Annotated in this window: 18 protein-coding genes, 2 tRNA genes and 1 pseudogene; 11 read left to right on the top strand and 10 right to left on the bottom strand. The window is 70.7% G+C overall.

Annotation, left to right across the window (positions count from 1 at the left end):
* Positions 1–388: 388 nt before the first annotated feature.
* From MFF58_RS20080 to aroA, 8 genes are all read right to left on the bottom strand, one after another.
* On the bottom strand, positions 389–709 hold the full coding sequence (locus MFF58_RS20080) for a class II aldolase/adducin family protein (protein ID WP_238290646.1): 321 nt from the start codon (positions 707–709) through the stop codon (positions 389–391).
* Between the two features lie 653 nt (positions 710–1,362).
* A complete protein-coding gene (locus MFF58_RS20075; protein WP_238290645.1) occupies positions 1,363–2,286 on the bottom strand; it encodes a DUF6328 family protein in 924 nt (307 codons plus the stop codon).
* 470 nt (positions 2,287–2,756) lie between these two features.
* Positions 2,757–3,662: an SDR family oxidoreductase gene (locus MFF58_RS20070; RefSeq protein WP_238290644.1), complete on the bottom strand. Its 906-nt coding sequence runs from the start codon at positions 3,660–3,662 to the stop codon at positions 2,757–2,759.
* Positions 3,663–3,806: 144 nt separating this feature from the next.
* Positions 3,807–5,060 carry a flavin monoamine oxidase family protein gene (locus MFF58_RS20065; protein WP_238290643.1) on the bottom strand — a complete coding sequence of 418 codons (1,254 nt, stop codon included), beginning with the start codon at positions 5,058–5,060 and terminating at the stop codon, positions 3,807–3,809.
* A gap of 92 nt (positions 5,061–5,152) precedes the next feature.
* A complete protein-coding gene (locus MFF58_RS20060) occupies positions 5,153–6,979 on the bottom strand; it encodes a cation:proton antiporter (protein ID WP_238290642.1) in 1,827 nt (608 codons plus the stop codon).
* A gap of 1,193 nt (positions 6,980–8,172) precedes the next feature.
* Positions 8,173–8,248 (bottom strand) — tRNA-Lys (locus MFF58_RS20055).
* 95 nt (positions 8,249–8,343) lie between these two features.
* Positions 8,344–8,982: a (d)CMP kinase gene (cmk, locus tag MFF58_RS20050; RefSeq protein ID WP_238290641.1), complete on the bottom strand. Its 639-nt coding sequence runs from the start codon at positions 8,980–8,982 to the stop codon at positions 8,344–8,346.
* A gap of 5 nt (positions 8,983–8,987) precedes the next feature.
* The gene (gene aroA, locus MFF58_RS20045; RefSeq protein WP_238290639.1) at positions 8,988–10,337 is read right to left on the bottom strand and encodes a 3-phosphoshikimate 1-carboxyvinyltransferase; all 1,350 of its coding nucleotides are present in this window, start codon (positions 10,335–10,337) and stop codon (positions 8,988–8,990) included.
* A 241-nt stretch (positions 10,338–10,578) separates the two neighbouring features.
* Between aroA and MFF58_RS20040 the strand changes: the two genes are divergently transcribed.
* Together MFF58_RS20040 and MFF58_RS20035 are read left to right on the top strand one after the other, a co-directional pair.
* Positions 10,579–10,965: a TIGR02300 family protein gene (locus tag MFF58_RS20040; RefSeq protein WP_238290637.1), complete on the top strand. Its 387-nt coding sequence runs from the start codon at positions 10,579–10,581 to the stop codon at positions 10,963–10,965.
* A gap of 147 nt (positions 10,966–11,112) precedes the next feature.
* Positions 11,113–11,188, top strand: a tRNA-Ala gene (locus MFF58_RS20035).
* 116 nt (positions 11,189–11,304) lie between these two features.
* Here MFF58_RS20035 and MFF58_RS20030 read toward each other — a convergent pair.
* Entirely contained in the window at positions 11,305–11,793 is a 489-nt protein-coding gene (locus tag MFF58_RS20030; protein WP_238290636.1) for an Lrp/AsnC family transcriptional regulator, read from the bottom strand.
* A 194-nt stretch (positions 11,794–11,987) separates the two neighbouring features.
* Between MFF58_RS20030 and mdeB the strand changes: the two genes are divergently transcribed.
* From mdeB to MFF58_RS20005, 5 genes are all read left to right on the top strand, one after another.
* On the top strand, positions 11,988–14,675 hold the full coding sequence (mdeB, locus tag MFF58_RS20025) for an alpha-ketoglutarate dehydrogenase (protein WP_238290635.1): 2,688 nt from the start codon (positions 11,988–11,990) through the stop codon (positions 14,673–14,675).
* A 223-nt stretch (positions 14,676–14,898) separates the two neighbouring features.
* On the top strand, positions 14,899–16,314 hold the full coding sequence (locus MFF58_RS20020) for a 2-oxo acid dehydrogenase subunit E2 (RefSeq protein ID WP_238290634.1): 1,416 nt from the start codon (positions 14,899–14,901) through the stop codon (positions 16,312–16,314).
* Positions 16,315–16,325: 11 nt separating this feature from the next.
* Entirely contained in the window at positions 16,326–18,065 is a 1,740-nt protein-coding gene (lpdA, locus tag MFF58_RS20015) for a dihydrolipoyl dehydrogenase (RefSeq protein WP_238290633.1), read from the top strand.
* 345 nt (positions 18,066–18,410) lie between these two features.
* On the top strand, positions 18,411–19,031 hold the full coding sequence (locus tag MFF58_RS20010) for a hypothetical protein (protein ID WP_238290632.1): 621 nt from the start codon (positions 18,411–18,413) through the stop codon (positions 19,029–19,031).
* A gap of 33 nt (positions 19,032–19,064) precedes the next feature.
* Positions 19,065–19,475: a DUF2147 domain-containing protein gene (locus MFF58_RS20005; protein WP_238290631.1), complete on the top strand. Its 411-nt coding sequence runs from the start codon at positions 19,065–19,067 to the stop codon at positions 19,473–19,475.
* Between the two features lie 83 nt (positions 19,476–19,558).
* On the opposite strand, the gene alaS is transcribed toward MFF58_RS20005, so the two are convergent.
* Entirely contained in the window at positions 19,559–22,237 is a 2,679-nt protein-coding gene (gene alaS / locus MFF58_RS20000; protein ID WP_238290630.1) for an alanine--tRNA ligase, read from the bottom strand.
* A gap of 229 nt (positions 22,238–22,466) precedes the next feature.
* On the opposite strand from alaS, the gene MFF58_RS19995 reads away from it, so the two are divergent.
* The 4 genes and pseudogenes from MFF58_RS19995 to MFF58_RS19980 all read left to right on the top strand — a co-directional run.
* Positions 22,467–23,639, top strand: a complete 1,173-nt coding sequence (locus MFF58_RS19995) for a transglycosylase SLT domain-containing protein (RefSeq protein ID WP_238290629.1) — start codon at positions 22,467–22,469, stop codon at positions 23,637–23,639.
* Between the two features lie 120 nt (positions 23,640–23,759).
* On the top strand, positions 23,760–24,356 hold the full coding sequence (locus MFF58_RS19990) for a response regulator (protein WP_238290628.1): 597 nt from the start codon (positions 23,760–23,762) through the stop codon (positions 24,354–24,356).
* Between the two features lie 210 nt (positions 24,357–24,566).
* On the top strand, positions 24,567–25,496 hold the full coding sequence (locus MFF58_RS19985) for a transglutaminase family protein (protein WP_238290627.1): 930 nt from the start codon (positions 24,567–24,569) through the stop codon (positions 25,494–25,496).
* Between the two features lie 67 nt (positions 25,497–25,563).
* A pseudogene (locus MFF58_RS19980) lies at positions 25,564–25,981 on the top strand (transglutaminase family protein); the annotation flags it as partial.

Here is a 25,981-nt window from a genome sequence, read left to right as displayed (position 1 = left end):
GCGCGAGCCTCCTGAAAGCCAGGCGGGCCACGGTGCAGGCGAACCCGCCGGGCACCGCGGCCGAGCCACCCGTCCGCGTTCCTGTCGATCGACGCTGGCGCGTTGGATGTGAATTCGGAATGTTACCCGAAGCCGCCATTCGCTGTGCTTGCGACGTTTTCGCACTCAGCAGACCGCACATACCCCTTCGGGTTGCCCTATCAAGGTGCGCCTATACAACACCCGTGCTTGTATAAGCTGGCTGACTTAGGATTTGGCTCGTTGGGTGCGGACGACACGACGGCCGAATGGCGCACTCTCTGTGCGCCGATGTACGAGATCAGTCCGACCACACCATCCGCCCCGCTGCCTTTCGGCAGCAACATCACGTACCAGATCGGCGACCTCGTCACCCAGCGTTCGCAACTCTCGACCCAGCGGATCCAACGGGACCGCCGGCGCGTCGACGCTGGTCCAGACCACTACATGGTCCAACTTTATCGATAAGGAAGGTGGCGCGCGTCGGCACCTGGCTGACGCTGAAGGAGATCACGGCCGGCGAGTGGGTGTGCACCACTGACTGCACATCCGGGCGTACCCGACAGATGGCGCTGCGGATGAACCGCTCGAGGAAGACCTGACGGCCCCTCGCATCGACCGGCTCGCCGGCGCGGTCGGACTCCAGAATGTCGTCGCGTCGGACCAGCGCCGGCGCCACAGTGCGCGACATCAGGAAGTGATCACGCCGCGTGGGATGCCGATGCCGCTATGTCCAGAGCCATCCACCACGCCTTGATCAGTGAGGATGTGGTTGGCCCCGACGAGCTCCTCGATCCCGGCATCGAGGGACGGGGCGGAAGTCGGCGTGGGTTGATGGACGTAGGTTTGTCCGCACCACGAACTGAGCAGCGTGCAGGCGCCGGCAGATAACCCCAGAGGTGTGATTCTCACCGCTTTGTCTCCCCCCGCCCAAGTCGCGCGCTGTGACGGGGCAGCGGTGATCCCGACAATGGCGTGAATGCGGACGAATGCCGCTAGAACAGCGGCCTTCCGATGCCGGGCTCGGCGGCAAGGATGCTTGCCGATAGCCCCGACGCACCCTCTCTCAGGGCAACAACACCGCCTGCACCAACTGGACGACGGCATCCCGTGCCGGTACCGTCGCGACCCTCTTGCGGCCGACATGGGCTCCTGTCGCCGCGCAAGAGTCCGTACCGGGCTTGTGAGGCTGGCCTACCGCAGCTTGAGAGCGTGCCCGCGTCGCTTTCTGCCATCCTGCAATGGCGGGTGCTCTGCGCATTCGGGAACGCGACGGGCCACGGGCTGGTGGGCGTGTCGAAGCTGTGCCGCGCACCGGGATTCTCCGTCAGCGCGACATCTGCCCTATCCGGAAGCGCCGTGGCGGCGCCGAAGCGCCAACGGGTGGATGTGCCAGAGCCCCACGAGAAGGCCGAGGGTCAGGATCGCGGCGACCACGCCCGCCCCGTTCGATGCGACGACCTTCGCCACCACGACGCCCAGATCGGCCGAGATGCCGAGCGCGAGCGTCACGCTCGCCGCCAGCAGGAAGCGGCTGCCCAAGGCGTGGAACTCGGGCGTGTCCTCGCCCGCATAGACGATGCGGTGGTAAGCCGCCGGCGCCATCAGCCAGACCACCGTCAGCGCCAGGAAGCCGAGGGCCACCAGGTGCACGACCTTCGTAGCGAAGGCCAGCTTCTCGAACGCCTCCGAGAAGGTGATGACGAGCTGGAAGCCCAGCAGCGCCTGGGCGCCGGGCAGGATCACCCGCGCCTCGGTCAGCATCTGCGTGATCTTGGTCTCCAGCGAGGTGTGCTCGTGCTCGGGTTCGCGGTCGGTCATGATGCGCTCCCGTTCCCCGACGCTTCGTGCCTTCAGCGCCTCCAACCCGTACCAGAACAGGAGGGCGACGCAGCAGGAGAGGAGACCGGCGGCGGCGCCGGGGCCAAGCCCCAGCACCGGTTCGACGGCGAGGTACAGGTCCGCCCCGAGCGCCCCGGCGAACGGCGCGAGCGCGAGGCCGGCGCAGCGCCCGATCACGCCGAGAAGGCGCTTCGTGTCCCGTCCGCCCTCCACCACCCGGTGTTGGACCGAGGGCGTGATGAGGACGGCGATTGTGAGCGTGATGAGGCCCAGGGCGGCGACCCAGACGACGCGGTCGTGGAACCGCAGCCTCTCGAAGGCCGGGCGGAAGGCGCCCTGGAGCTGGAAGCCCAGCAGGATCTGCGAGCCGAGGATCAGGATGCGGGTCTCGTCGAGGCCGACCTTCACCTTCTTCGACAGGGACATACGCGACCTGGTCCAAGGGAGGCGGGATGCGGCAATCGGCAACCCCCATGCCGGGTTCCGTTCCGGGACGCTCGGGCGGCCTAAGCCGCCGCCGCAGGCGACTGCGCGTCCACAGCCGGCTTACCCCCCTCGCCACGAACAACCGATCCAGAATTCGCCGCGCCACGCCCGTGCCACCCTTCAGGCCAAGCTCGACAAGCTCATCCGGTCGAGCGCGGCCCGGAACCGCTGCATCGGCATCGAGACCCCCCGAGGAGGAGTTGGACGATCTTCGGCATGGCTGCGAGACGCGCGCCCGGGTGGGGGGCTGGACGACGCCCGGCAAGCGGCCAAGGAAGCAGAGGCGCGAGCCGACGAGAAGGGGGCCCGCGTCGCGCGGATCCGCTAGGGCGACCGGCAGGAGCCGAAACACGGCCTCTTCCCCGGACACCCGCTTCCCCTCGCGGCAAGCCCCGCGCCTGGCTCTTCGGTTAGGCCGTGCCGTTGCCGCCCGTGGCTCCGTAGACTTCGCCGGTCACGTAGCTCGCCTCCTGGGAAGCCAGGAAGACGTACACCGGCGCGAGTTCGACCGGCTGGCCGGGGCGGCCGAGCGGCACTTCCGAGCCGAACTTCTCGACCGCATCCTGCGGCTGGCCGCCCGAGGGCTGCAGGGCCGTCCAGAACGGACCGGGCGCGACGGCGTTCACGCGGATGCCCTTCGCCACCTGCTGCTCGGCCAGGGCCTTCGAGAAGGCGACGATGCCAGCCTTGGTGGTGGCGTAGTCCAACAGAATCTGCGGCGGGTTGTAGGCCACCATCGAGGCCGTGTTGATGATGGAGGCGCCCGCCGGCATGTGCGGCAACGCTGCCTTGGTGATCCAGAACATCGCGTAGAGGTTGGTCTTCAGCGTCCGGTCGAACTGCTCGGCCGTGATGTCGCCGATGTCCTTCTGGTTCGTCTGCTTGCCGGCGTTGTTCACCAGGAGGTCGAGGCCGCCGAGGTCGGCGACCGCCTTCGTGACCAGCGCCTCGCAGAACACCGGATCGGTGATGTCGCCCGGCAGCAGCACCGCCTTGCGCCCCTCGGCCTCGATCAGCTTTGCCACCTCCCGCGCGTCCGGCATCTCGTCCTCGACGAAGCTGAGCGCCACGTCGGCGCCCTCGCGGGCGAACGCGATGGCGGCCGCGCGCCCGATGCCGGAATCAGCGCCGGTCACCAGGGCCTTCCGACCGGCGAGGCGCCCGTGACCCTTGTAGCTTGTCTCCCCGTGGTCCGGCTTCGGGTCCATCGCCCCAGCGAGGCCGGGCGCCTCCTGCGGTTGACGTTTGAACGGCGGCTGCGGGTACTGGGTGCGGGGATCCTGCATCCTGAGGCGCTGATCGGCGGCGTCGGTCATGAAGCTGTCCTGTCGCGCCGCCTTCGAACGGGACAGCTCGTGCGGCTCGCGTGTCGGGTGATGCTGTCCGGGGTCCCTTGAAATGGACGCCGCCCCCGGATGTTCCGGCGCCTGCGGCCATGTGGACGCCGTCGAGGGCTCCCGTCAGGCCGCTTTGCCCCGCCTGTTCCCGAGTGCGGCCATGGCCTCGTCGGCAGCCCTTTGCCCGCTGTCGTGGGCACCGTGAGCGGTCGTGAAGTCGAAGGGATGCGTCGCCTCGCCCGCGAAGAACAGCCGGTCCTCGAAGGGCTGGGCCAGCCGCGCCCGCGCCTGGGATCGGCCCGGCAGAGCGCAGCTATACGCGCCCCCGATGGAGGCCATCCGGCTCCAGGAGGTCGCCGCGAGCGGTCGTATCGCCGAGGCGACGTCGCTGCCGAACAGGGCTGCCAACTCGGCCGAGACATGGGCGAACCCTGCGGCCGGGCCATCCTCCTTCACGATGCGGGCGCCGTCGCCCCCGAGGAACGCCTCGATCACCGGCCATCCGTTGGGTCGGATCGAGTAAGCGGCCGACCTCGCGTCGTGGAGGTTGCCGTACGCATGCGTGTCCGGCTCGAATGCGGAATCGCGCCCGATCTCCAGGAAGAGCTTCTCGTTGCAGCCCAGCGGCAGCGCGGCAGCCGCCTCGCGCCAGGGATCGACTCCGGCGGGAAGGCGGATCGCGTCGCCGGCCAGGACCGCAGTCGAGACTGTGAGGATAGCGGCGCCGGCACGGACGACGCCGGCGCGGGTGGTGACGGCGACGCCGTCCGCTGTCAGGTCGATCTGCTCCACGGGGGTGGCGAGCCGCAGGGCCGTAGAGGACGGCAGGCTGGCAGCGACCAGCGTGCCGTAGCCGAGCGGCAGGTTCCAGTTCCGCCCCGTCGAGGCATCATCATAGGCGAGGTAGTCCGCGGCGGAGATCCGCTCGGGTGCGACGCCACTCATGAAACCGGCGATGGCTCGCACGTAGGCGTTCCAGGGGACGCCGGGCTCAAGGGCATCGCTGGCTTGGTCGCTGCCCGAGGCGACGATGCGGAGCCGCTCCTCCCAATCGCCGTATGCATGCCGCGCCGCCTCCTGGTCATCGACATCCTCGGCAATGGAAGGGTGCGCCTTCGCCCATGGCGGATCGCCCCGGTCGACCGGGAAGCCCGATGCCTCAGCGACGCCGACCCATGCGTTGCGGTCGCCCGAGTGGAGCCACTCACAGCCGAGGTCGAGGGGGTAGCCCCCGAGATCCTGCGTGTACGCGCGGCCTCCGAGACGCGACGACGCCTCGAGAAGCAAGGCCGCTGTGCTGTGGGCCGCAAGCCACCGCGCGGCGCCGATGCCCGCGGCGCCTCCCCCTACGATGATGACGTCGAATTCGCGGCCCATGGAGCCAAGGTGAGGACGGCCGACACGGCTTCCAAGGCCGGTGCGGCTGTAGCCCGCAATCGGGAGGGATCAATCCCGCTGGACGCCGCCGATCAGGCAGAGACCTGAGCGAATCGATCCTGAACCTCGATTGCTGGCAGGGTTGGCGCCCGCAGGATCAGCGACCGGTCGCCCTCGGCAGCCTCGTTCGCCCCGTGATCGAGGGAGACGAATTCGAGACTTCCACCGGCCTTGATGGTGAGCAGATGGATGTCGTCCTGCCGAGCGACGTCATCCGGCTCAGTCACCACGAACCGCCACCCGGCCTCGTGCCGACCGGCCAACGCATCGAAGCTGGCGTCAGCGTTCCCGAAAACCTTTCCGCGGGCATCCCGGCTGACGCCGGTATCGGCGTGCAGCAGGTGATTCTCCGAGGGGGCGATCTGGTAGACGCGCTCGCGACCGATCTCCGGAGCGAGCCTCGTGCACACGAGGGCGTTGTAGAGATCGTCCCGGGTCGCCGCGAGCAGGTGATCCGGAGGATGGTCGGCCATCCCTTCCTCGGCGTGCCGGGACAGGAGTTCGGCCTGGAGTGTCGGCACGCGCGCCTGCCGTGCGGCCAGCATGGCACCGGGGTAGATGTCGATGATCACGACCGGCACGCCAGCCCGGTGCAGAGTGATGACGAGATCGCTCGCCCACGGCGATGCCCCGACTACGGCGAGCCGCTGGGTATCGGCGGCAGTCGACAGGCCGAACCGGCGGGCGAGCGGTCCGAGAGAGAAGCCGTGGGCGAGCACGGTCGCGACGATGACCGCGAACACGGTGGGCTGGATCAGGTCGCCACCGGCATACCCCGCCTCGCTGAGCCGGGGACCGGCCAGCCCCGCGACGGCGGCCGCGACGATGCCGCGGGGCCCGATCCAGCCGACGAACAGGCGCTCCCGCCGGGATAGGTCGCTGCGCAGCGTGGCCAACCAGATCGCCGCCGGGCGAACCACGAACAGGATCGCGGCCGTAAGCCCGAGGATCGGCACGGACAGTTTGCCGAGGACCGCGAGGTCGAGGTCGGCGGTCAGCACGACGAACAGGCACGACACCAGCAGGACGACGAGGCTTTCCTTGAAGCGGCGGAGTTCGGCCAATCCGGGCACGTGCCGGTTCGCGAGCGCGATGCCGAACACGGTCGCGCCGATCAGCCCGGCCTCGTGCATCAGGAGGTTCGGCACGACGTAGGCGACCAGCGCGAGCGCGAGCAGCACTGGCGTCTTCAGTGTCTCCGGGATCTGGTCGCGCCGGAACGCCCAGGCGACCAGGACTGCCGAGCCGACACCGAGGGCGCCGGCCACCAGCACGCCCTCCGCGAGGTGAAGCGTCAGTGCGGTGGCCGGATCCTCCCCGGCGCCGTGGGGCACACCCACCAAAATCTCGATGACGACCGCGGTCAGGATCGCGCCGACGGGATCGTTGACGATGGCTTCCCACTTCAGGAAGGCGGCTGAACGCCGTTCCAGGCGGGCATGGCGCAGGAGCGGCAGGATCACGGTCGGCCCGGTGACGACGAGGATGGCGCCGAACACGGACGCCGGTCCCCACATCATCCCCCCGATCAGGTGGGCGGCGAGCGTGCCCAGGACGAAGTTGATGGGCAGGGCGAAGGCCGTGAGCCGGAGCACCCCCTCGCCGGACGCCCGCAACTCGCGGAAGTCGAGCGCGAGGCCGCCCTCGAACACCACGATGGCCACGGCCAAGCCGATCAGGGGTCGTAGGTTCGGTCCGAAGTCGTGCGTGGGATGCAGCAGGCCGAGTACGGGCCCGACCAGGAACCCGAGCGCGAGGAGGAGGACGATGGCCGGGATGCGCAGCCTGGCGGCGAGAACCTGGGCGGCGATGCCACCACCGACGACGCAGAGGACCGCCGTGGCTACACCGTTTTCCATGCAGACGCTCCGGACCAGCATCCGGACCTACCCCCTGGCAGCCGAACCGGGACCTAATGATGGGTGGGGACAGTCGCGCCGTTTCGCCCCCGACTGGCGGCTCACCATGCGTTCCACGGCCAATCGAGTGGCACCGCCACGGTTCCCGTTCAAGCGGTGCACCCGTGGACGCAGCGACTGGGTCACGCGCCGATGATGACCGTAAGCCGCCCCAATCGCCATGAAGGCGACCTTCGATCTTCGCTGGCATCGCACGGCCGGGCCCTGAGGGCGCCTGTGCGATGCGTCCGACGGCCGGCGCCTGAGTCGATGTGCCTGTTACGTTATCAACGCCATGGCAACGCCTCAGCTCTCCGACGGCGCGGGACACCGCGTTCGCACGCAGGATGAACGGCTCCGGGTAGGCGACCATCGTTTGGGCGCCGGTGATCGCCCCCCCCCGAACACCGTCCCGACGCGAGCCGACGTCCCCTTCGGAGATGCCGCCGAGGGCCACCGGATGACTGAGTTGGGCGCGAAGCCGACCATCCGGTTTTGAGCGGCAGTACGAGCTGCTCCAAGCGCATCCCACCCCTTCTGCTCCGCAATCATTGTGGCGCGACGCGCTTCGGGAACCGATCGGGACCGACGGCGACCCAGCGTACTTCGTTGCTGGCTTCGTCGTGATTAGGCGGATCAACCGGACTGCCGTGGCCCTGTCGAAGGAGATCGCCTGCCCGATTGGGTGGACAGGAGATCGCAGCACCCCGCGCGATGCGTTCTCGTCGCAAGACGGTGCGCACGTCCACTCACCCGCCGGGCCGCCGGCGCTTCCAGCCGGCCTGTTACGGCTGCAACGCCGCGTATGAGCGCCGTGCTGGGCGGCAGGAACAGAACGGAGCGGGCCGCACCGTGGAAGCGGCTCATCCGCCTCTCTGACATACGGATGAGGCGGGAAACCATGGCGTCAACTATCACGTGGCTGGTGGTTCAGACCGAGCCCTCTCGAGACATGATCACCTACCGCGGTTCTTCCTTCGCGGCGCCGATATTCGCTGCGTTGGTAGCGAGCGTTTTCTCCAGCGCTCGCGCGTGAACAGCATATTACTTAATCTCAAGCTTGAGCCTGCGCTCAGCATACCGCGCATTGTCGGCGCACGTGAAAAAGGCTCTTGGTCGTAGCCTCTTTGGTGCTGGTAAGTGTCTGAACAATCTGGTGAGCGCGCTGGGACTCGAACCCAGGACCTACAGATTAAAAGTCCGTTGCTCTACCAGCTGAGCTACGCGCTCGCGTCCCACACCCGCCTGCTACAGCCTCGCGGGGACGGCGCGTCCGCAATAGGTGAGCGGACCCTAAGGGTCAACACGAGGCGCCGCGGCGACGCTCAGGACATGCTGCCCCGGGCGCGCTCCACGATCGCCCGGGCCTCGTCGAAGGCGGCGTTTGCGTCGAGGTCGGTCGTGTCGAGCCGGATCGCATCATCCGCCATGCGCAGGGGCGCGGCGGCCCGGGACGCATCGCGCGCGTCGCGGGCCTCGATGTCGGCGAGAATCACCGCGAAGTCCGCGGTCTCGCCCCGGCCTGCGAGTTCCAGATGCCGCCGCCTGGCCCGCTCCTCCGATGACGCGGTGATGAACAGCTTCACGCCCGCATCGGGGCAGACCACGGTGCCGATATCGCGTCCGTCGAGGACGGCGCCCTGGGGATCGGTGGCGAAGCGGCGCTGCCATGTGAGCAGGCCGGCGCGAACCTCCGGCACGGCGGAGACCCGCGACGCCGCCTCCCCCATCGCGCGCTCGCGCAGGCGAGGATCGTCGAGCCGCTCGGCGTCGAGGGTGCGTGCGGCCTGGGCAGCCGCGGCGTGATCGTCGAGGGAGCGGCCGGCGTCGAGCAGCGCCAGCGCGACGGCTCGATAGAGAAGCCCAGTATCGAGGTGCGGCAGTCCGTAATGGCCGGCCAATCTCTTGGCGAGCGTACCTTTGCCCGAAGCGGCGGGACCGTCGATCGCGATGAGAAGCGGCATGCGGATCACGCTCCGATCCGGCCGCCGAGGGCCTGCATGCTCGGCAGGAAGCTGGGGAAGCTGGTCGCGATCATCGCGCCATCATCCACCGTGACCGGATCGCGCGTCGCGAGCCCCATCACCAGGAACGCCATGGCGATGCGATGGTCGAGATGGGTCGCGACGGTGCCGCCGCCGGCGGCCGCCGCCCCGTCCCCCTCGACCACGAGGTCGTCGCCCTCGACCGTGTGGCGAACGCCGTTGGCCGCAAGCCCGGCCGCCACAGCCGCGAGGCGGTCGGATTCCTTGACGCGCAGCTCATGCAGACCGTTCATCCGCGTACGCCCCTCCGCGAAGCTCGCCGCGACCGCCAGCACCGGATACTCGTCGATCATGGCAGGCGCGCGCTCGGCCGGAACGTCGACGCCCTTCAGACGGCTCGCCCGCACGCGCAGGTCGGCCACGGTCTCGCCGCCCTCTTCCCGCTCGGCGACCCGCTCGATCTCGGCCCCCATCTCGAGGAGCGTGGTGATCAGGCCGGTGCGCAGCGGGTTCATCATCACGCCTTCGATCACTACGTCGGAACCGGGCACGATCAGCGCGGCCACCAGCGGGAACGCGGCCGAGGACGGGTCGGCCGGTACCACCACGTCGGTGCCGCGCAGGGTGGGCTGCCCGGTGAGCGCGACTTTGCGGCCGTGACCGCCCGGACCGTGCGGCTCCACGCTGACCGTGGCGCCGAACAGGCGCAGCATGCGCTCCGTGTGGTCGCGGGTCGCCGCCGCCTCGATCACCGTGGTGATCCCGGGGGCGTTGAGCCCGGCGAGCAGCACGGCGGACTTGATCTGCGCCGAGGCGGCCGGGGTCTCGTAGGTGATCGGGATGGCCTCGTTCAGGCCGCGCAGGGTCAGGGGTACGCGTCCGCCGGGGGCTTCGGCCAGGACCTGCGTGCCCATGCGGGTCAGCGGGTCCAGGATCCGGCGCATCGGCCGCGAGCGCAGGGAGGCGTCGCCGTCGAAGGTCGCGGTAACCGGCTGGCCGCCGACGACGCCCATCATCAGCCGCGAGCCGGTGCCGGCGTTTCCGAAGTCGAGCACCGTGTCCGGGTCGGTCAGGCCGCCGATGCCGACGCCGCGCACCTGCCAGCGGCCCGTGCCAAGACGCTCCACGGCGGCGCCGAGCGCTTTCGCGGCGGCGGCGGTGCGCAGCACGTCGTCGCCCTCGAGCAGCCCTTCGACTCTCGTCTCGCCTTCGCTGAGCAGCCCCAAGATCATCGCCCGGTGCGAGATCGATTTGTCCCCCGGCGGCCGAAGGCGCCCCCGCAGGGGCGCTCCCGGCGCGGCGGTGAGGGGCTGGGGAGGCGAATCGTGCGACACGGGACGTCCGTTCGGGCTCGGGATGGACCTGGATCCGGTGCGTCGCGCGGCGTCGCCGCGGCACTGCAATCGGACCGTGAATTCGCCGCGCGGTTAACACGCGTGATGTCGCGCGTCATCCGCGGGCTCCGCGGGACCGGACCGGGCAGAGGCCGTGCGCACCCGCTCGATTGACAGGCGCAGCGCCCGCGACTAACGGGGCCCCTCCCCCAAGACAGCATTGACGACGAGGTGTCCGCCCGTGGCCCGACCGGAACTTGGCTTGAAGCGCCAGTGCATGAGCTGCGGCGCGAAGTTCTACGACCTCGCCCGCGACCCCGCCGTGTGCCCGAAATGCGGCGCGGTCTATCAGGCGGTGGCGACCAGCAGCCGTGCGGCGGCCCCCATCGTATCGCGGGCGCCGGTCAACAACGACGATGAGGACGAGACGGACGAGAAGGGTCCGGAGCTCGTGTCCCTCGACGAAGTCGAGGCCGCCGAGGACGAGGCCGATCCGACGCCGGAGGACGAGACCTCCGAGGATGGGGACCAGGCCGACGACGACACCTTCCTCGAGGAGGAGGACAGCGGCGACGACGACGTGTCCGATCTGATCGACGGCGACATCGAGAACGACGAGGAAAGCTGAGGCTTTGACCGCCTCTCCGACGAGACCCCGGAAAATCGCGAAAAAAAGGGGTTGAGTCCGCGGCGGGAGCCGCCTATAGAACCGCCCTCGCCGGACGCCAGCCGGACCGGCGAGACACCGCGGACCCCAAACCGCGGCGGATAAAGTGGGGCCTTAGCTCAGCTGGGAGAGCGCTTCCATGGCATGGAAGAGGTCATCGGTTCGATCCCGTTAGGCTCCACCATCCTCCCCCTTCGCGGCCGGTTCCGGCGCGCACGAAGGGTGCATCTTAGACCTTCAGACGCAGACCAACGTCCCCGGCGACCACTGCGGGCTTTGTACCGCTTGCGGCGAGCCACATCAGCGGGTCAGGTGCCCGAGCGGCAGCGCGGTGGTGTACTTCACCTGACCCAGGGCGAAGCTGGAGCGGATGTTGGCCACACCGGGAATGCGCGTGAGGTGGTCCAGGACGAGCTTCTGGTACTGGCCGAGATCCTCCACGACGACCCGCAGCATGTAATCGGCCTCGCCGCTCATCAGGTAGCACTCCATCACCTCGGGTCGGCTGCGCACCGCCGCGTCGAAGGCCTGGAGCGCCGCCTGAGTCTGTTTCTCCAGGGAGACGTGGACGAAGACGTTCACGGCGAGCCCCAGGCTCAGCGGGTCGACCACGGCGACGCAGCCCCGGATGATGCCCGCCTCCTTGAGGTCGTTGACCCGGCGCCAGCAGGGTGAGGTCGAGAGACCGACCTGCTCGGCCAATTCCGCGATGCTGATCTCGCTGTCCTGCTGGAGGCGCTCGAGGATCCGCAGGCTCGCGGCGTCGAGGGTTGCCGGGGGCTGGGCCATGAACGCACGCTCCGCTTGCCTCGGATCGATCACGAGCCGGGCATCCTCCACCGGCCCCGGCCGGGGAACCGTTTGCCGCGAAACGGCCGTCCCCCGGTCGATTGATCCCGCATTCGGACCGCGGAAGCAAACAATCGGTATGTTGCCCCTCGGGGATGTCCGTATGATCCCGCGCAACAGGGGAGCCCGCGCCGATGAACGCCATTCCGCCGAAAGCCACCATCGCGCGGTCCGCCGAGGTCGATCACGACCCGGCCGAGACGCAGGACTGGCTCGCCGCCCTGGAATCGCTGTTCCGCACCGAGGGCGCGGCCCGGGCGCGCTTCATCCTCGACCGCCTGGAGCGGCGCTCGAAGGAGATCGGCATCCTCGACGAGGCGCTGCCCTACTCGCCCTACCGGAACACGGTCCCCCTGGAGAAGCAGCCGCGCTATCCGGGCGACCTCGACATCGAGGAGCGGCTGACCTCGATCATGCGCTGGAACGCGCTGGCCATGGTGGTGCGCGCCAACATGGCCTACGGCGAACTCGGCGGCCACGTGGCGAGCTACGCCTCGGCGGCGGAGCTGTTCGAGGTCGGGTTCAACCACTTCTTCAAGGGCGGGGCGGACGGAGATCTCGTCTACTTCCAGCCGCATTCGGCGCCCGGCGTCTACGCGCGCGCCTTCCTGGAGGGACGGCTCAGCGACGAGCAGCTGAAGCATTACCGCCAGGAGATCGCGGGCGACGGCCTCTGCTCCTACCCGCATCCCTGGCTGATGCCCGATTTCTGGCAGGTCCCGACCGGCTCGATGGGGATCGGACCGATCCACGCGGTCTATCAGGCGCGGTTCATGCGCTACCTCGCCGACCGGGGACTGGCCGACACGTCCGGCCGGCACGTCTGGGGCGTGTTCGGCGACGGCGAGATGGACGAGCCCGAGTCGATCGGCGGCCTCGCCCTGGCGGCCCGCGAGAACCTCGACAACCTCACCTTCGTCATCAACTGCAACCTGCAGCGGCTCGACGGTCCGGTGCGCGGCAACGGCCAGATCATCCAGGAGCTGGAGAGCCTGTTCCGGGGCGCCGGCTGGAACGTCATCAAGGTGCTGTGGGGCTCGGAGTGGGACGGGATCTTCGCCCGCGACACCAACCACGCCCTGCTGCGCCGCTTCGCCGACACCGTCGACGGCAAGTACCAGACGCTGGGCGCCAAGGACGGCGCCTACAACCTCGCCCACTTCTTCGGCGAGGATCCGGAGGTGCGCGAACTCGTGGCCCACATGTCGGACGCCGACGTGGATCGCCTCAAACGCGGCGGCCACGACTTCCGCAAGCTCTACGCCGCCTTCGCGGCCGCCAAGACCACCAAGGGCCGCCCGACGGTGATCCTGGCCAAGACCAAGAAGGGCTACGGCATGGGCGGCGCGGGCGAGTCGCGCATGACCGCCCACCAGGCCAAGAAGCTCGACGTCGACGCGCTCCGCGCCTTCCGCGACCGCTTCGCCCTGCCGCTCACCGACGCGCAGGTCGAGGGCCTGGCCTTCTACAAGCCGGCCGAGGACGGGGCCGAGATGCGCTACCTGCGCGAGCGCCGCGAGATCCTCGGCGGCGTGCTGCCGGCCCGCCGCCGCACCGCGCCGACCGTCGCGGTACCGGCGCTCTCGACCTATGCGGGCTTCGCGCTGGAGGCCGGCGGCAAGGAGATGTCGACCACCACCGCGGTGGTGCGCCTGTTCGGCAACCTCCTGAAGCACAAGGACCTTGGGCCCCGCGTCGTCCCGATCGTCGCCGACGAGGCGCGGACCTTCGGCATGGCCAACCTGTTCCGGCAGGTCGGCATCTACGCGCCGCAGGGCCAGCTCTACGAGCCGGAGGATGCCGGCTCGATGCTCTACTACCGCGAGGCCCGGGACGGGCAGCTCCTGGAGGAAGGCATCACCGAGGCCGGGGCGATCTCGTCCTGGACGGCGGCGGCCACGTCCTACAGCGTCCACGGCCTGTCGATGCTGCCGTTCTACATCTACTACTCGATGTTCGGCTTCCAGCGGGTCGGCGACCTGATCTGGGCGGCGGCCGACCAGCGGGCCCGCGGCTTCCTGATCGGCGCCACGGCGGGCCGCACCACCCTCGGCGGCGAGGGCCTGCAGCACCAGGACGGGTCGAGCCACTTGGCGGCGGCCGCGATCCCGAACTGCTGCGCCTACGATCCGGCCTTCGCGTACGAGATGGCGGTGATCGTCGACCGCGGAACCCGCGCGATGATGGAAGAGGGCGAGGACGCCTTCTACTACCTCACCGCCATGAACGAGAACTACGCGCAGCCCTCCATGCCGGAAGGGGTGGAGGCCGGGATCCTGAAGGGCATGTACCGCCTGTCGGGGCCGGAAGCCGGGCCGGGGACCGGAACCGCCGCCATCCGCCTCCTCGGCTCAGGCGCGATCCTGCCGGAGGTGATCGCGGCGGCCGACCTGCTCGCGCGGGACTGGGGCGTCTCGGCCGAGGTGTTCAGCGTGACGAGCTTCAGCGAACTGGCCCGCGACGCCCGCGAGGCCGAGCGGCAGGCGATGCTCAACCCGGAAGCCGAGGCACCGGTCAGCCACGTGGCGGCGCTGCTGCCGGGCACGGCGCCGGTCGTCGCGGCGACCGACTACGTCCGGGCTTACCCGCAGCTGATCGCGTCCTACGTCGGCGCGCGCTTCGTCGCGCTCGGCACGGATGGGTTCGGCCGCAGCGACACGCGCAGCGCGCTCCGCCGCTTCTTCGAGGTGGACCGCCAGCACGTGGTCATCGCCGCCCTGCACGCCCTCGCTGAGGCCGGTACGGTGCCGCGCGCCACGGTGTCGGACGCGATCGGCCGCTACGGCATCGCGACGGACGCGCCCGCCCCCTGGACGATCTGAAGGCGGTGACCCCACGCAGCGCGCCTCGCAGGAGCCCGCCCGCCGGCCGCGCGGTCCCCGGAGGGCTCCTGCGAGGCCTCCGCTCCGGCACCGCGGGATGAGGGGGCGGAACGAAGACACGGCAGACCGTCGCACGGGGTCCATCCGCAACGGCCCGCGATTCCCGCGCCTGCCCGGGCGCAAACAGACCGCCACGACCTTCCAGAAACCGGAATTCCACCCCATGAGCGCCGCGCTGCAGATCGCCCTCCCGGACATCGGCGACTACCGGGACGTGCCGGTCATCGAGCTTCTGGTGAAGCCCGGCGACCGCCTCGCGGTGGACGACCTGATCCTCAGCATCGAATCCGACAAGGCCACCATGGAGGTCCCCTCCCCGGTGGCCGGCATCGTGCGCGAGTTGCTGGTCGCGGTGGGCACGAAGGTGTCGGAAGGGACGCCGATCCTGACAGTCGAGCCTGCGCAGGGCGATGCTTCGGCGGCGGCGGGCGCCCTTCCGCCCCCCTCCGAGCCGGGTGGCGCTTCCGTCGGCGAGAATCGGGAGAGGGGAGCCGGGCGCCCGGAAGAGGCGGGCCCGGCGGGCGGGTCCCCGCCCGGCTCGGCCCCGTCGTTCTCCGCCCCCGACCCGGTTCCCGCGCCGCCCTCCCCCGCCGCGGGCGGAGGGAAGACCGGTGCCGCGCCCGGTGCCGCGCCCGGAGCCGAGCCCGATCATCCGATCCCCGCGACCCGGGGCGACGTGCATGCCAGCCCGTCGGTCCGCCTGCTCGCCCGCGAACTCGGCGTGGGCCTCGACGGCGTGCCGGCCACCGGGCCGAAGGGACGGATCCTGCGCGAGGATGTGCACGCCTTCGTCAAGGCGGCGCTCGCCGCGCCCGCCCGTCAGCCCGTCGCCGCATCCGGGATCGGTGCCGGCCTGCCGCCCTGGCCGCAGGTGGATTTCGCCAAGTTCGGTCCGGTGCGGCGCGAGCCGCTGTCACGCATCCAGAGCCTCTCGGGGGCCAATCTCAGCCGCAACTGGCTGACGATCCCGCACGTCACCAATTTCGACCGGGCCGACGTCACCGAGATCGAATCGTTCCGCGTGGGCCTGAACAAGGAGCCGCGCACGCCCCCCGCCCGGGTCACCATGGTGGCGTTCCTGATCAAGGCGGCGGCCTCGGCGCTGCGCGCCCATCCGCGGTTCAACACCTCCCTGGAAGGTGGCGACCTCGTGCTGAAGGACTACGTCCATGTCGGCTTCGCGGTGGACACGCCCAAGGGCCTGATGGTCCCGGTGGTGCGGGACTGCGACCGCAAGGGACTGATCGAGATCGCCACCGAGATGGCCGAGATGGCCGAGAAGGCCCGGGCCGGAACCCTCGCGGGCTCCAACATGCAGGGCGGCTGCTTCTCGATCTCGTCGCTGGGCGGGATCGGCGGCGACGGCTTCACGCCGATCATCAACGCCCCCGAGGTCGCGATCCTGGGAGCCGCGCGCTCGCGGACGGAGGCGGTGTGGGACGGCAAGGCCTTCCAGCCGCGCCTGATCCTGCCGCTCAGCCTGTCGTGGGACCATCGCGTGGTGGACGGCGTCGCCGCCGCCCGCTTCCTCGGCCATGTGGCCTCGGTCCTCTCGGACCTGCGCCGCGCCCTCCTGTGACCGCACCCCCCATGCCCGAGACCATCGACATCCGCGTGCCCGATCTCGGCGATTACGCCGACGTCCCCGTGATCGAGATTCCGGTCACCCCCGGCCAGTCGATCGCCAAGGACCAGACCCTGCTGATGGTCGAATCCGACAAGGCGACCCTGGACATCCCCTCCCCGGTCGCCGGCCGCCTCGTGGAGATGCTGGTCGGCCTCGGCGACACGGTCTCGGCCGGCACGCTCGTCGCCCGCCTCGCGGCCGAGGAGCCGGCGGCGCAATCCCGCGCCCAGCCCGGATCGGGGACCGGGCAACCGGTCCCCGCGCCCGCGACGGCGGCCCCGCCGCCCGGCGAGGGCGGCGGCCCGTCCTGCGACGTGCTGGTCGTCGGCGGCGGCCCCGGCGGCTACGCGGCCGCCTTCCGGGCGGCCGATCTCGGCCAGCGGGTGATCCTCGTCGAGCGCGACGCGACGCTCGGCGGCGTCTGCCTCAACGTCGGATGCATCCCCTCGAAGGCGCTGCTCCACGTGGCCGCCGTCACCGAGGAGGCCGCGCGCCTCGCCGCGCACGGGATCAGCTTCGGTGCCCCGACAATCGACCTCGAGAAGCTGCGGACCTTCAAGGCCGGGACGGTGCGCCGCCTCACCGACGGGCTCGCCCAGATGGCGCGCCAGCGCAAGGTCGAGGTGGTCCGCGGCACCGCGCGCTTCACCGGGGCGTCCACCGTCGCGGTCGCGCTCCACGCCGGCGGGGAGCGGAGCCTCGCCTTCGCCCGCGCCATCGTGGCCGCGGGCTCGTCCCCGGTGGCCCTCCCGATGCTGCCGGAGGATCCGCGGATCGTGAATTCGACGGGGGCGCTGGAGCTGCCCTTCGTGCCGAAGCGCCTGCTGGTGATCGGCGGCGGCATCATCGGCCTGGAGATGGCGACCGTGTACAGCGCCCTGGGCGCCCGGGTCGACGTGGTCGAGCGCCTGCCGAACCTGCTGGAGGGCGTCGACCGCGACCTGGTGGCCGTCTGGATGAAGCGCAACGCGCACCGGTTCGACCGAATCCTCACGGGGACCGAGGTCGTGTCCGCGACGGCCGGTGCCGACGGCATCGCGGTCGCGCTGGGGGGCGAGGCCGAGCCGCAGACCTACGACCTCGTCCTCCAGGCGGCGGGCCGGCGCCCGAACGGCCCGGGCCTGGGGCTCGAAGCCGCCGGGGTGGCAGTGGAGAACGGCTTCGTTCCCGTCGACGCGCAGATGCGCACCGGCGTGCCCCACATCTTCGCCATCGGCGACCTCGTCGGCCAGCCGATGCTCGCCCACAAGGCCGTCCATCAGGGCCACGTCGCCGCCGAGGTGGCCGCCGGCCACCGGGCCGGCTTCGACGCCGCCGTGATTCCCTCCGTGGCCTACACGGATCCGGAGATCGCCTGGGTCGGCCTCACCGAGACCGCCGCCAGGGCGGCCGGCCGGGCCGTGGAGGTGGCGCGCTTTCCCTGGGCGGCCTCGGGGCGGGCCATCGCCAACGGCGCGGAGTACGGCCTGACCAAGCTGCTGTTCGACGCGGGGACCAAGCGGGTCGTCGGCGGCGCCCTCGTCGGCCCGAGCGCGGGCGACATGCTCGGCGAGATCGCCCTGGCCATCGAGCTGGGGGCGGACGCCGCCGATATCGGCCGCACGATCCACCCGCACCCGACGCTGGGCGAGACGATCGGCCTGACCGCCGAAGTCGCCCTCGGCCTCTGCACCGATCTCCCCGCCCCGGCGCGTCGGGCCTGACGCCGTGCGGATCGAGGCCCCGCCCGATCCCCTCCTCGGGGTGTGCCGCCGCGCGGGGGGCTCCGCCGAGCCCGGCGACGCCACGCGATCGGTGCCGGCGCGCCCCGGCCATCTCGACCGCTCGGGTTTTCCTGGCTAAATCTCGCGCACGGCCGCACCGCGGATCGAGAATCGTCTCGACCCGCGCGTATCGCCGGGCATCGACGCGGCGGCCGCCGTGCTGAAGCCGGCGCCGCGTTCGGGAGGATACGTGTCGAGATGCCGTGGCGCTGCGGACGGTCGCTCCAACGTTCGGCCTCGACTGGGCTTCGACTTGATCGGGCCCTCCGCGCGGCGCGGAAAAGCTTGCCGGGCCGCCTCCTGCTCGCCGTTTCTCTGTCGGCGCTGGCGGTGAGCGCGCCGCGCAGTGCCCTGGCGCAGGCTGCGCCCGCCCGCGAGGCCGCACCCGAACCGCGCGACGACGCCTTGATCGCCGACTTGAGGAGCCGGATCCTCGCCGCGCACAGCGCGACCTTCGCCCTCGAGAGCTGGTGCGCCGACCACGCGCTCGCGGCCGATCCGCACCTCGTCGCCGAGCGGCTGCCCGTCCCGGACAAGCCGCTCTCCGTCGCGCAGCGGGCCCGGCTGGCGATCGGCCCGGACGAGCCCGTGCGGTACCGGCGCGTCCGCCTCGCCTGCGGGGACCGCGTCCTGTCGGAGGCGGACAATTGGTACGTGCCGGCCCGGCTGACGCCCGAGATGAACGCCACCCTGGACGGCACCCGCACGCCCTTCGGCCGGGTGGTACGCTCCCTGGCTCCGGTGCGCAGCACGGTGGCGGTCCGCGGCCCGGGCCGCGGCGCGGAGACGGGACCGACCGACCCGCTGTTCGAGGTCGACGCCGTGCTATCGACCGGCGCCGGGCAGCCCTTCTGCGAGGTCGTGGAGACCTACCTGGGCAGCGCGCTGCCCCGGGCGTCCCGCTGACCGACACGATGACCTGACAACGGGAGGAACAGGATGCGTTTCACGGTACGTCCCACGGTTCTGGCGGCGCTGGCGGCCGGCCTGCTCTGCGGCCCGGCGCAGGCCGCCGACCCGTCCGGGACCTGGCTCACGGAGACCGGCACGTCGCGGGTCCGGATCACGCCCTGCGGCGGCGGCTTCTGCGGGACGATCGTGAGCGCCCCCGGCAAGGGGCTCGACGAGAAGAATCCCGATCCGGCCCAGCGCACCCGCAGCGTCGTCGGCATCCAGATCCTGAACGCGCCGCAGGCCGACGGCGGCGGCTTCTCGGGCTCGCTCTACAACCCGAACGACGGCAAGACCTATTCCGGCTCGCTCAAGCTCACGGGCGCCAACTCCCTCGAGGTGGCGGGCTGCGTGATGAGCGTCTTCTGCAAGCGGCAGACCTGGACGCGGGTGAAGTGATCCCCCGCGGCCACGATGCTGGCCAGGGCGCTGGCCACGCTGCTGGCCACGCTGCTGGCTAGGGCGGCCCGGCCGCCCCCGCCTCAGGCGGCCTCGGTCAGGGCCTGCTCGACGGCGTCGAGGGCCTCTTCCGCACCCGCGCCGTTGGGACCGCCGGCCTGCGCCATGTCGCGGCGGCCGCCGCCGCCCTTGCCGCCCAGCGCCCCGGCGCCGGCCCGCACGAGGCCGACGGCGTCGTAGCGCGCGGTCAGGTCGTCGGTGACGCCGACCACCAGCCCAGCCTTGCCGTCCGGCCCCACGCCGACCACCGCCACGATGCCGGAGCCCAGGCGCTTCTTCTCCTCGTCGACGATCGGCTTGAGGTCGCGCATGTCGAGCCCCTCGATCACCGAGCGGCGGAAGGCCACGCCGCCGATCTCGGATTGCCGCGCCCCTGAGCCCGGGCCGCCCTCGCCGCCCATGGCGAGCTTGCGGCGGGTCTCGGCGAGTTCGCGCTCCAGGCGGCGGCGATCCTCCATCAGCGCCGTGAGGCGGTCGGGCGCCTCCGAGACCGGGGCCTTGAGAATGCCGGCGAGGGCCGCCAGCGTCCGCGCCTCCTCGGCGCGGTGGCGGCGCGCCGCGTCCGCCGTCAGCGCCTCGATGCGGCGGACGCCCGCGCCCACGGCGCTCTCCGCCACGACGGTGATCGCCCCGATATCGCCGGTGCGCGCCGCGTGGGTGCCGCCGCAGAGCTCGACGGAGAAGGTCTTCGGCCGGCCCTGGGCGGCCTCGCCGTCGACCGGCAGCCCCATGGAGACCACCCGCACCTCATCGCCGTACTTCTCGCCGAACAGCGCCCGGGCGCCAGACGCGATCGCGTCGTCCACCGCCATCAGCTTGGTCACCACGGGGACGTTCTGGAGCAGCACCGCGTTGGCGATGTCCTCGACCCGGGCGAGTTCGTCCGCCTCGATCGGCTTCGGATGGCTGATGTCGAAGCGCAGGCGGTCGGGGCTGACCAGCGAGCCCTTCTGGGCGACGTGGTCGCCCAGGACCTGCCGCAAGGCCTCGTGCAACAGGTGGGTGGCCGAGTGGTTGGCACGGATCGCCCTGCGGCGGGCGTTGTCGACCTTCAGCTCCACCGGCAGGTCGAGGCTCAGGCGCCCCTCCTCCACGGTCACGTGGTGGACGAACACGTCGCCGAGCTTCTTCTGCGTGTCGGTGATGCGCGCCCGCACGCCCGGCGCCAGGATCAGGCCGGTATCGCCGACCTGACCGCCCGATTCGCCGTAGAACGGCGTCTGGTTGACGAGGACGAGGCCGGTCTGACCGGCCTCCAGGCTCTGCACCTCGGCGCCGTCGCGCAGGAGCGCGGTGACGATGCCCTCGGCGGTCTCGGTCTCGTAGCCCAGGAACTCGGTGGCGCCGACGCGCTCGCGCAGCCCGAACCACACGGTCTCGGTGGCGGCCTCGCCCGAGCCCTTCCAGGCCTCGCGGGCCGCCTGCTTCTGGCGCTGCATCGCCGCCGCGAAGGCGTCGGTGTCGACGCCGATGCCCCGGGCCTTGAGGGCGTCCTGGGTCAGGTCGAGGGGGAAGCCGTAGGTATCGTAGAGGGTGAAGGCGGTGTCACCCGAGAGCTTGTCGCCGTCCTTGAGGTCGCGGCTCTCGGCGTCGAGGATCGACAGGCCCCGCTCCAGGGTGCGCCGGAAGCGGGATTCCTCCAGCTTCAGGGTCTCGCCGATCAGGCTCTCGGCCCGCATCAGCTCGGGATAGGCCGGCCCCATCTCGCGCACCAGGGTCGGCACGAGGCGGAACATGGTGGGCTCGCGGGCCCCCAGGATCTCGGCATGGCGCATGGCCCGGCGCATGATCCGGCGCAGCACGTAGCCGCGGCCCTCGTTGCCCGGCAGAACGCCGTCCGCCACCAGGAACGACGCGGCGCGCAGGTGGTCGGCGATCACCCGGTAGGAGGCCATCGTCGCCGGCTCGGGCGCCCGCGATACCGCGTGCGCGACGGCATCGATCAGGGCGCGGAACAGGTCCGTGTCGTAGTTGGAGTGCACGCCCTGGAGGATCGCCGCCATGCGCTCCAGGCCCATGCCGGTGTCGATCGACGGCCGCGGGAGAGGGTTGCGCGAACCCGGCTCCAGCTGCTCGTACTGCATGAACACGAGGTTCCAGAATTCCAGGAACCGGTCGCCGTCCTCGTCGGGGGAGCCGGGCGGGCCGCCCTGGAGCGCGGGACCCTGGTCGATGAAGATCTCCGAGCACGGGCCGCAGGGGCCGGTATCGCCCATCTGCCAGAAATTGTCGGAGGTCCCGATCCGGATGATCCTGTCCTCGGAGAAGCCGGCGATCTTCTTCCAGAGGCCCGCGGCCTCGTCGTCGTCCGCGTAGACGGTGACCAGCAGCCGGTCCGACTTGAGGCCGAACTCCTTGGTGATCAGCGTCCAGGCCAGCTCGATGGCGCGGTCCTTGAAGTAGTCGCCGAACGAGAAGTTGCCGAGCATCTCGAAGAACGTGTGGTGGCGCGCCGTGTACCCGACATTGTCGAGATCGTTGTGCTTGCCGCCGGCGCGCACGCATTTCTGAGCGGTCGTCGCCCGGTCGTAGGGGCGCTTCTCCATCCCGGTGAAGACGTTCTTGAACTGCACCATGCCGGCGTTCGTGAACATCAGTGTCGGATCGTTCTTCGGCACGAGGCTCGACGAGGGCACGACCTCGTGCCCCGCCTTCGCGAAGTAGTCGAGGAAGGTCGACCGGATCTCGTTGACGCCGCTCATCAGGGCTGACTCTGGCAGGACACACGGGGAAAGGGCGGCCGCGCGCTTCCGCGCGGCACCCGCATGGCGCCCTCTTAAGGAGGGATCCCGCGCGAGTCACGGGCGGCCCGCCGCGAAATCTCCCCGGGACGCCGCAACTCGGCCACAAGCGCGGCCGTGTTGTCGCCACATCTGTCAAGCGATGGTGTGTCCGTAGCGCCGCAGCGGCGTGTGGAGAGTCGGGATAACGATGCAGGGCCGCACGGTCGGATCGCCGAGGACCATCACCGGCAACCAGCGCCATTTCGGCGCCCGCCATGCCGACGTGATCGCCGCGCAGCCCATGCTGGGCCGCGCCCATGGCAGCCGCCCCGCGCTGTTCCGCTCCCTGCTCACGGTGTCGCTGATCGCCGGGGGCCTCAGCGCGGCCCTGATCGGATCGGGTGTCGATCTCGGCAAGGTCGGGCTGTCGACGGCGGTGTCCACCGCGCAGGCCGCGACCGAACTACCGATGCCGCGCCCGCGCATCCACACCGTCGCCCTCGCCACCGATACCGATCTGGAGCAGACGCCGCTGCGCGCCTCCGCCAGCTTCGCCGCGGTGCACGACCTCGACACCGATATCGGCTCCAACACGGTGGACCGGGTCTCGTACGACTTCCTGCTGTCGGAGAGTGCGGCCGGCGACCCCAACGACATCCTCGAATTCGGCCCGATGAAGATCCGGCGCCACCTCGTGCAGACGATCGTGCGGGCCGCGCAGGCCGTTCAGACCGATCCGGTGCTGCTGATGGCGGTGGCCGACAAGGAGTCGAGCTTCGTCACCGCGGTCCAGGCCAAGACCTCGTCGGCCACCGGCCTCTACCAGTTCATCGAGCGCACGTGGCTCGGGGTGGTGCGCGACTTCGGCCCGAAATACGGGCTGGAGAAGGAGGCCGCGCTGGTCACGGCCGACGCCAACGATCGGCCGGTGATCACCGACGCGGCCGAGCGCGCCCGCGTTCTGGAACTGCGCCGCGACCCCTACCTGTCGGCGCTGATGGCCGGCGAGATGCTCAAGCGCGACGCCGGCCGCATCGCCCAGCGGATCGGGCGCGAGCTGACCCTCGGCGAGGTCTACCTCGCCCACTTCCTGGGTGTGGATGACGCCGGAGAGTTCCTCGCCAACGTCGTCAACAAGCCGGCCGCCGCCGCCGCCGTGCTGCTTCCGGGACCGGCGCGCGCCAACCGCTCGATCTTCTTCGCCGCCGGGCGCTTCGTCGGGCGCGGCCGCCATCGGAAGCCGCTGAGCCTCTCGGTGGCGCAGGTCCACGAGAAGTTCGAGGCGATGATGAGCACCCGCGGCTCGCGCTATCAGAACGTCCGCGCGGTCTCCGGCATCATGGCTTACGCGGACGCCGAGACCGGCCTCGCCACGCAATAACGCTCCCGAGAGGCCAGGCGGGATTCGGATTTCCCCGCGCAACCAGGGGCGGATTGCCGACTTTCCTCCCCAGGCGCCGCGTTCTGCATGTCCGTGACTGTACGACTTCGGGGGGAGTCCTTGAAAAAGCACCAGACGAGCGCACCCCTGCCGCTCACCGATACGCTGTCCCCAGGCCTTCCGCTCGATCAGATCGGACGGACACTGGCCTCGTTCTACGACAACCTCGTCACCGAGGGCGTGCCCGAGCACCTCGCCGCGCTGGTCCGCCGCGTCCGCCAGACCGAGGACGACGCGTCCGCCCGGCACGAGCCGCCGGTCGTGACGCTCGAGGCCGAGCCCCCGCGCCTCGCCCTCGTGGTGGAGGACGATCCCGAGATTCGCGCCCTGGCCGAAACCCTCCTGGAGGAGACCGAGCTCAACGTGGTCGGATGCGACAGCGCCGAGGCCGCGCTGTCGGTCCTGCAGGCGCGCGGCGGCGACGTGGCCCTGGTCTTCGCCGATGTCCGCTTGGCCGGTCAGATGGACGGGCTCCAGCTCGCCCGCGCGGTGGCGACCCTGTGGCCCCGGGCGCGGCTGGTGATCACCTCGGGCCACGGCCTGCCGCGCCCCGACCTGCCGGCCGAGGCCGTGTTCATCGCCAAGCCGTGGCGCCCCTTCGACGTGCTGGTCGAGGCTGAGCGCGCAGCCGCCGAGTCGGCTCCGCCGGTGATCTGAGGCGCTTGCGCCGCCATCGCCCTTCGCCGCCGTCTTGCCGGGACGGCGGCGCTGTTCACCGGGGTCGAACGGCGCGGGCCCCGATCGCGAGTGCGCCGCGCCTCCCCGAAAAGACCGGATCGCCGGATTTTCCGGCCGTCGGTCGGCCGCGCTGGGCCCGCCCCTTGCATGGCTGGTCTCCGAGTCGGTGACAGCCCGGAGCCCGAGAAGTTGCCGATCCTGTCCGTCCGCCACCGCACGGTCTACCGGTACCGGCGCCCGGTCGCCTTCGGAGAGCACCGGATCATGTTCCGGCCGCGCGACAGCTACGACCAGCGTCTGATCGAGGCGACGCTCGACGTCACCCCCGAGCCGGCCTCCCTGCGCTGGATGTTCGACGTGTTCGGCAATTGCGTCGCCGTGACGACCTTCGACACCCGGGCGGAAACGCTGACCTTCGCCTGCGGCATCACCCTCGAACACACGCCGGAACATGCGCCGGTCTTCCCGCTCGCGCCCCACGCGACCCACTACCCGTTCGGATACGGCGCGGAGGACATGCCGGACCTCGCCCGTTCCATCGAGCGGCAATGGCCGGATCCACACCACGATATCGACGCCTGGGCGCGCAGCTTCCTGCCGGTCCAGGGGCGGATCCCCACGCAGGATCTGCTGGCCGCCATGACGCGCAGCGTCCGGGCGAACTTCACCTACCTCGCCCGGTCCGAGAAGGGCGTGCAGGATCCGCTGACCACCTTGCGCAGCAAGGTCGGATCCTGCCGCGACTTCGCGGTGCTGATGATGGAGGGGGTGCGGGCCCTGGGCATGGCCGCCCGGTTCGTGTCCGGCTACCTCTACAATCCCCGGAACGACCGCGCCCGCCACGTGGGCGGCGGCTCCACCCACGCGTGGCTGCAGGTCTATCTCCCGGGTGCCGGCTGGGTGGAGTTCGATCCCACGAACGGAATCGTCGGCAACCGCGACCTGATCCGCGTGGCGGTGGCGCGCAACCCCGCGCAGGCCGTGCCGCTGCACGGCTCCTTCTTCGGTCTCGCCAGCGACGATCTGGGCATGCGCGTCGAGGTCGACGTGATCGCCCTGCCGGCGGACGCGACGACGTCCCGCACCGCGCAGGGGCCTCCCCCCGATGCGGCGCGTTGAACCCCGGGATTCTGAACGAGCGTGCGTGGCGTCTCCGCGCGGAAGGCGACAGGGCAAGGTGGCCGCGATGAAGATCAGGACGGGTTTCGATATCGCCTTCACGCTGTCGCAGCCGACGCCGATGATCCTGATGCTCAGCGTCCATCCCTCGCGGTTGGGGGACGTTCTGACACCGCAGGTGATCACCTTCGATCCGCCCCTCGAGGCGCGCGAATACCGGGACGGCTTCGACAACATCTGCCACCGCCTCGTCGTGCCGCCCGGGCAGGTGACGATCTCGGCGGATTTCACGGTCGCGGATTCCGGAACCCCCGATCCGGTCGTGCCGGAGGCGCGGCAGATCCCGGTGCAGGACCTGCCGGACGACGTCCTCATCTTCCTCCTGGGCTCGCGCTACTGCGACACCGACAAGCTCTCGCAGACGGCGTGGTCGCTGTTCGGCGGCGCTCCGGAAGGCTGGGCGCGCGTCCAGGCGATCGTCGACT

Origin of the sequence: Methylobacterium longum (assembly GCF_022179385.1) — a bacterium.
Lineage (GTDB): Bacteria > Pseudomonadota > Alphaproteobacteria > Rhizobiales > Beijerinckiaceae > Methylobacterium > Methylobacterium longum.
Note: the sequence above shows the minus strand (reverse complement) of the source record. Positions and strands in the feature narration are given on the sequence as shown.

What these genes read in the sequence shown, in the direction of transcription:
- MFF58_RS20080 (WP_238290646.1), bottom strand. Translation starts at nt 709, where the DNA reads ATGTCGCGCACTGTGGCGCCGGCGCTGGTCCGACGCGACGACATTCTG.
- MFF58_RS20075 (WP_238290645.1), bottom strand. Translation starts at nt 2,286, where the DNA reads ATGTCCCTGTCGAAGAAGGTGAAGGTCGGCCTCGACGAGACCCGCATC.
- MFF58_RS20070 (WP_238290644.1), bottom strand. Translation starts at nt 3,662, where the DNA reads ATGACCGACGCCGCCGATCAGCGCCTCAGGATGCAGGATCCCCGCACC.
- MFF58_RS20065 (WP_238290643.1), bottom strand. Translation starts at nt 5,060, where the DNA reads ATGGGCCGCGAATTCGACGTCATCATCGTAGGGGGAGGCGCCGCGGGC.
- MFF58_RS20060 (WP_238290642.1), bottom strand. Translation starts at nt 6,979, where the DNA reads ATGGAAAACGGTGTAGCCACGGCGGTCCTCTGCGTCGTCGGTGGTGGC.
- cmk (WP_238290641.1), bottom strand. Translation starts at nt 8,982, where the DNA reads ATGCCGCTTCTCATCGCGATCGACGGTCCCGCCGCTTCGGGCAAAGGT.
- MFF58_RS20030 (WP_238290636.1), bottom strand. Translation starts at nt 11,793, where the DNA reads ATGGCCCAGCCCCCGGCAACCCTCGACGCCGCGAGCCTGCGGATCCTC.
- mdeB (WP_238290635.1), top strand. Translation starts at nt 11,988, where the DNA reads ATGAACGCCATTCCGCCGAAAGCCACCATCGCGCGGTCCGCCGAGGTC.
- MFF58_RS20020 (WP_238290634.1), top strand. Translation starts at nt 14,899, where the DNA reads ATGAGCGCCGCGCTGCAGATCGCCCTCCCGGACATCGGCGACTACCGG.
- lpdA (WP_238290633.1), top strand. Translation starts at nt 16,326, where the DNA reads ATGCCCGAGACCATCGACATCCGCGTGCCCGATCTCGGCGATTACGCC.
- MFF58_RS20005 (WP_238290631.1), top strand. Translation starts at nt 19,065, where the DNA reads ATGCGTTTCACGGTACGTCCCACGGTTCTGGCGGCGCTGGCGGCCGGC.
- alaS (WP_238290630.1), bottom strand. Translation starts at nt 22,237, where the DNA reads ATGAGCGGCGTCAACGAGATCCGGTCGACCTTCCTCGACTACTTCGCG.
- MFF58_RS19995 (WP_238290629.1), top strand. Translation starts at nt 22,467, where the DNA reads ATGCAGGGCCGCACGGTCGGATCGCCGAGGACCATCACCGGCAACCAG.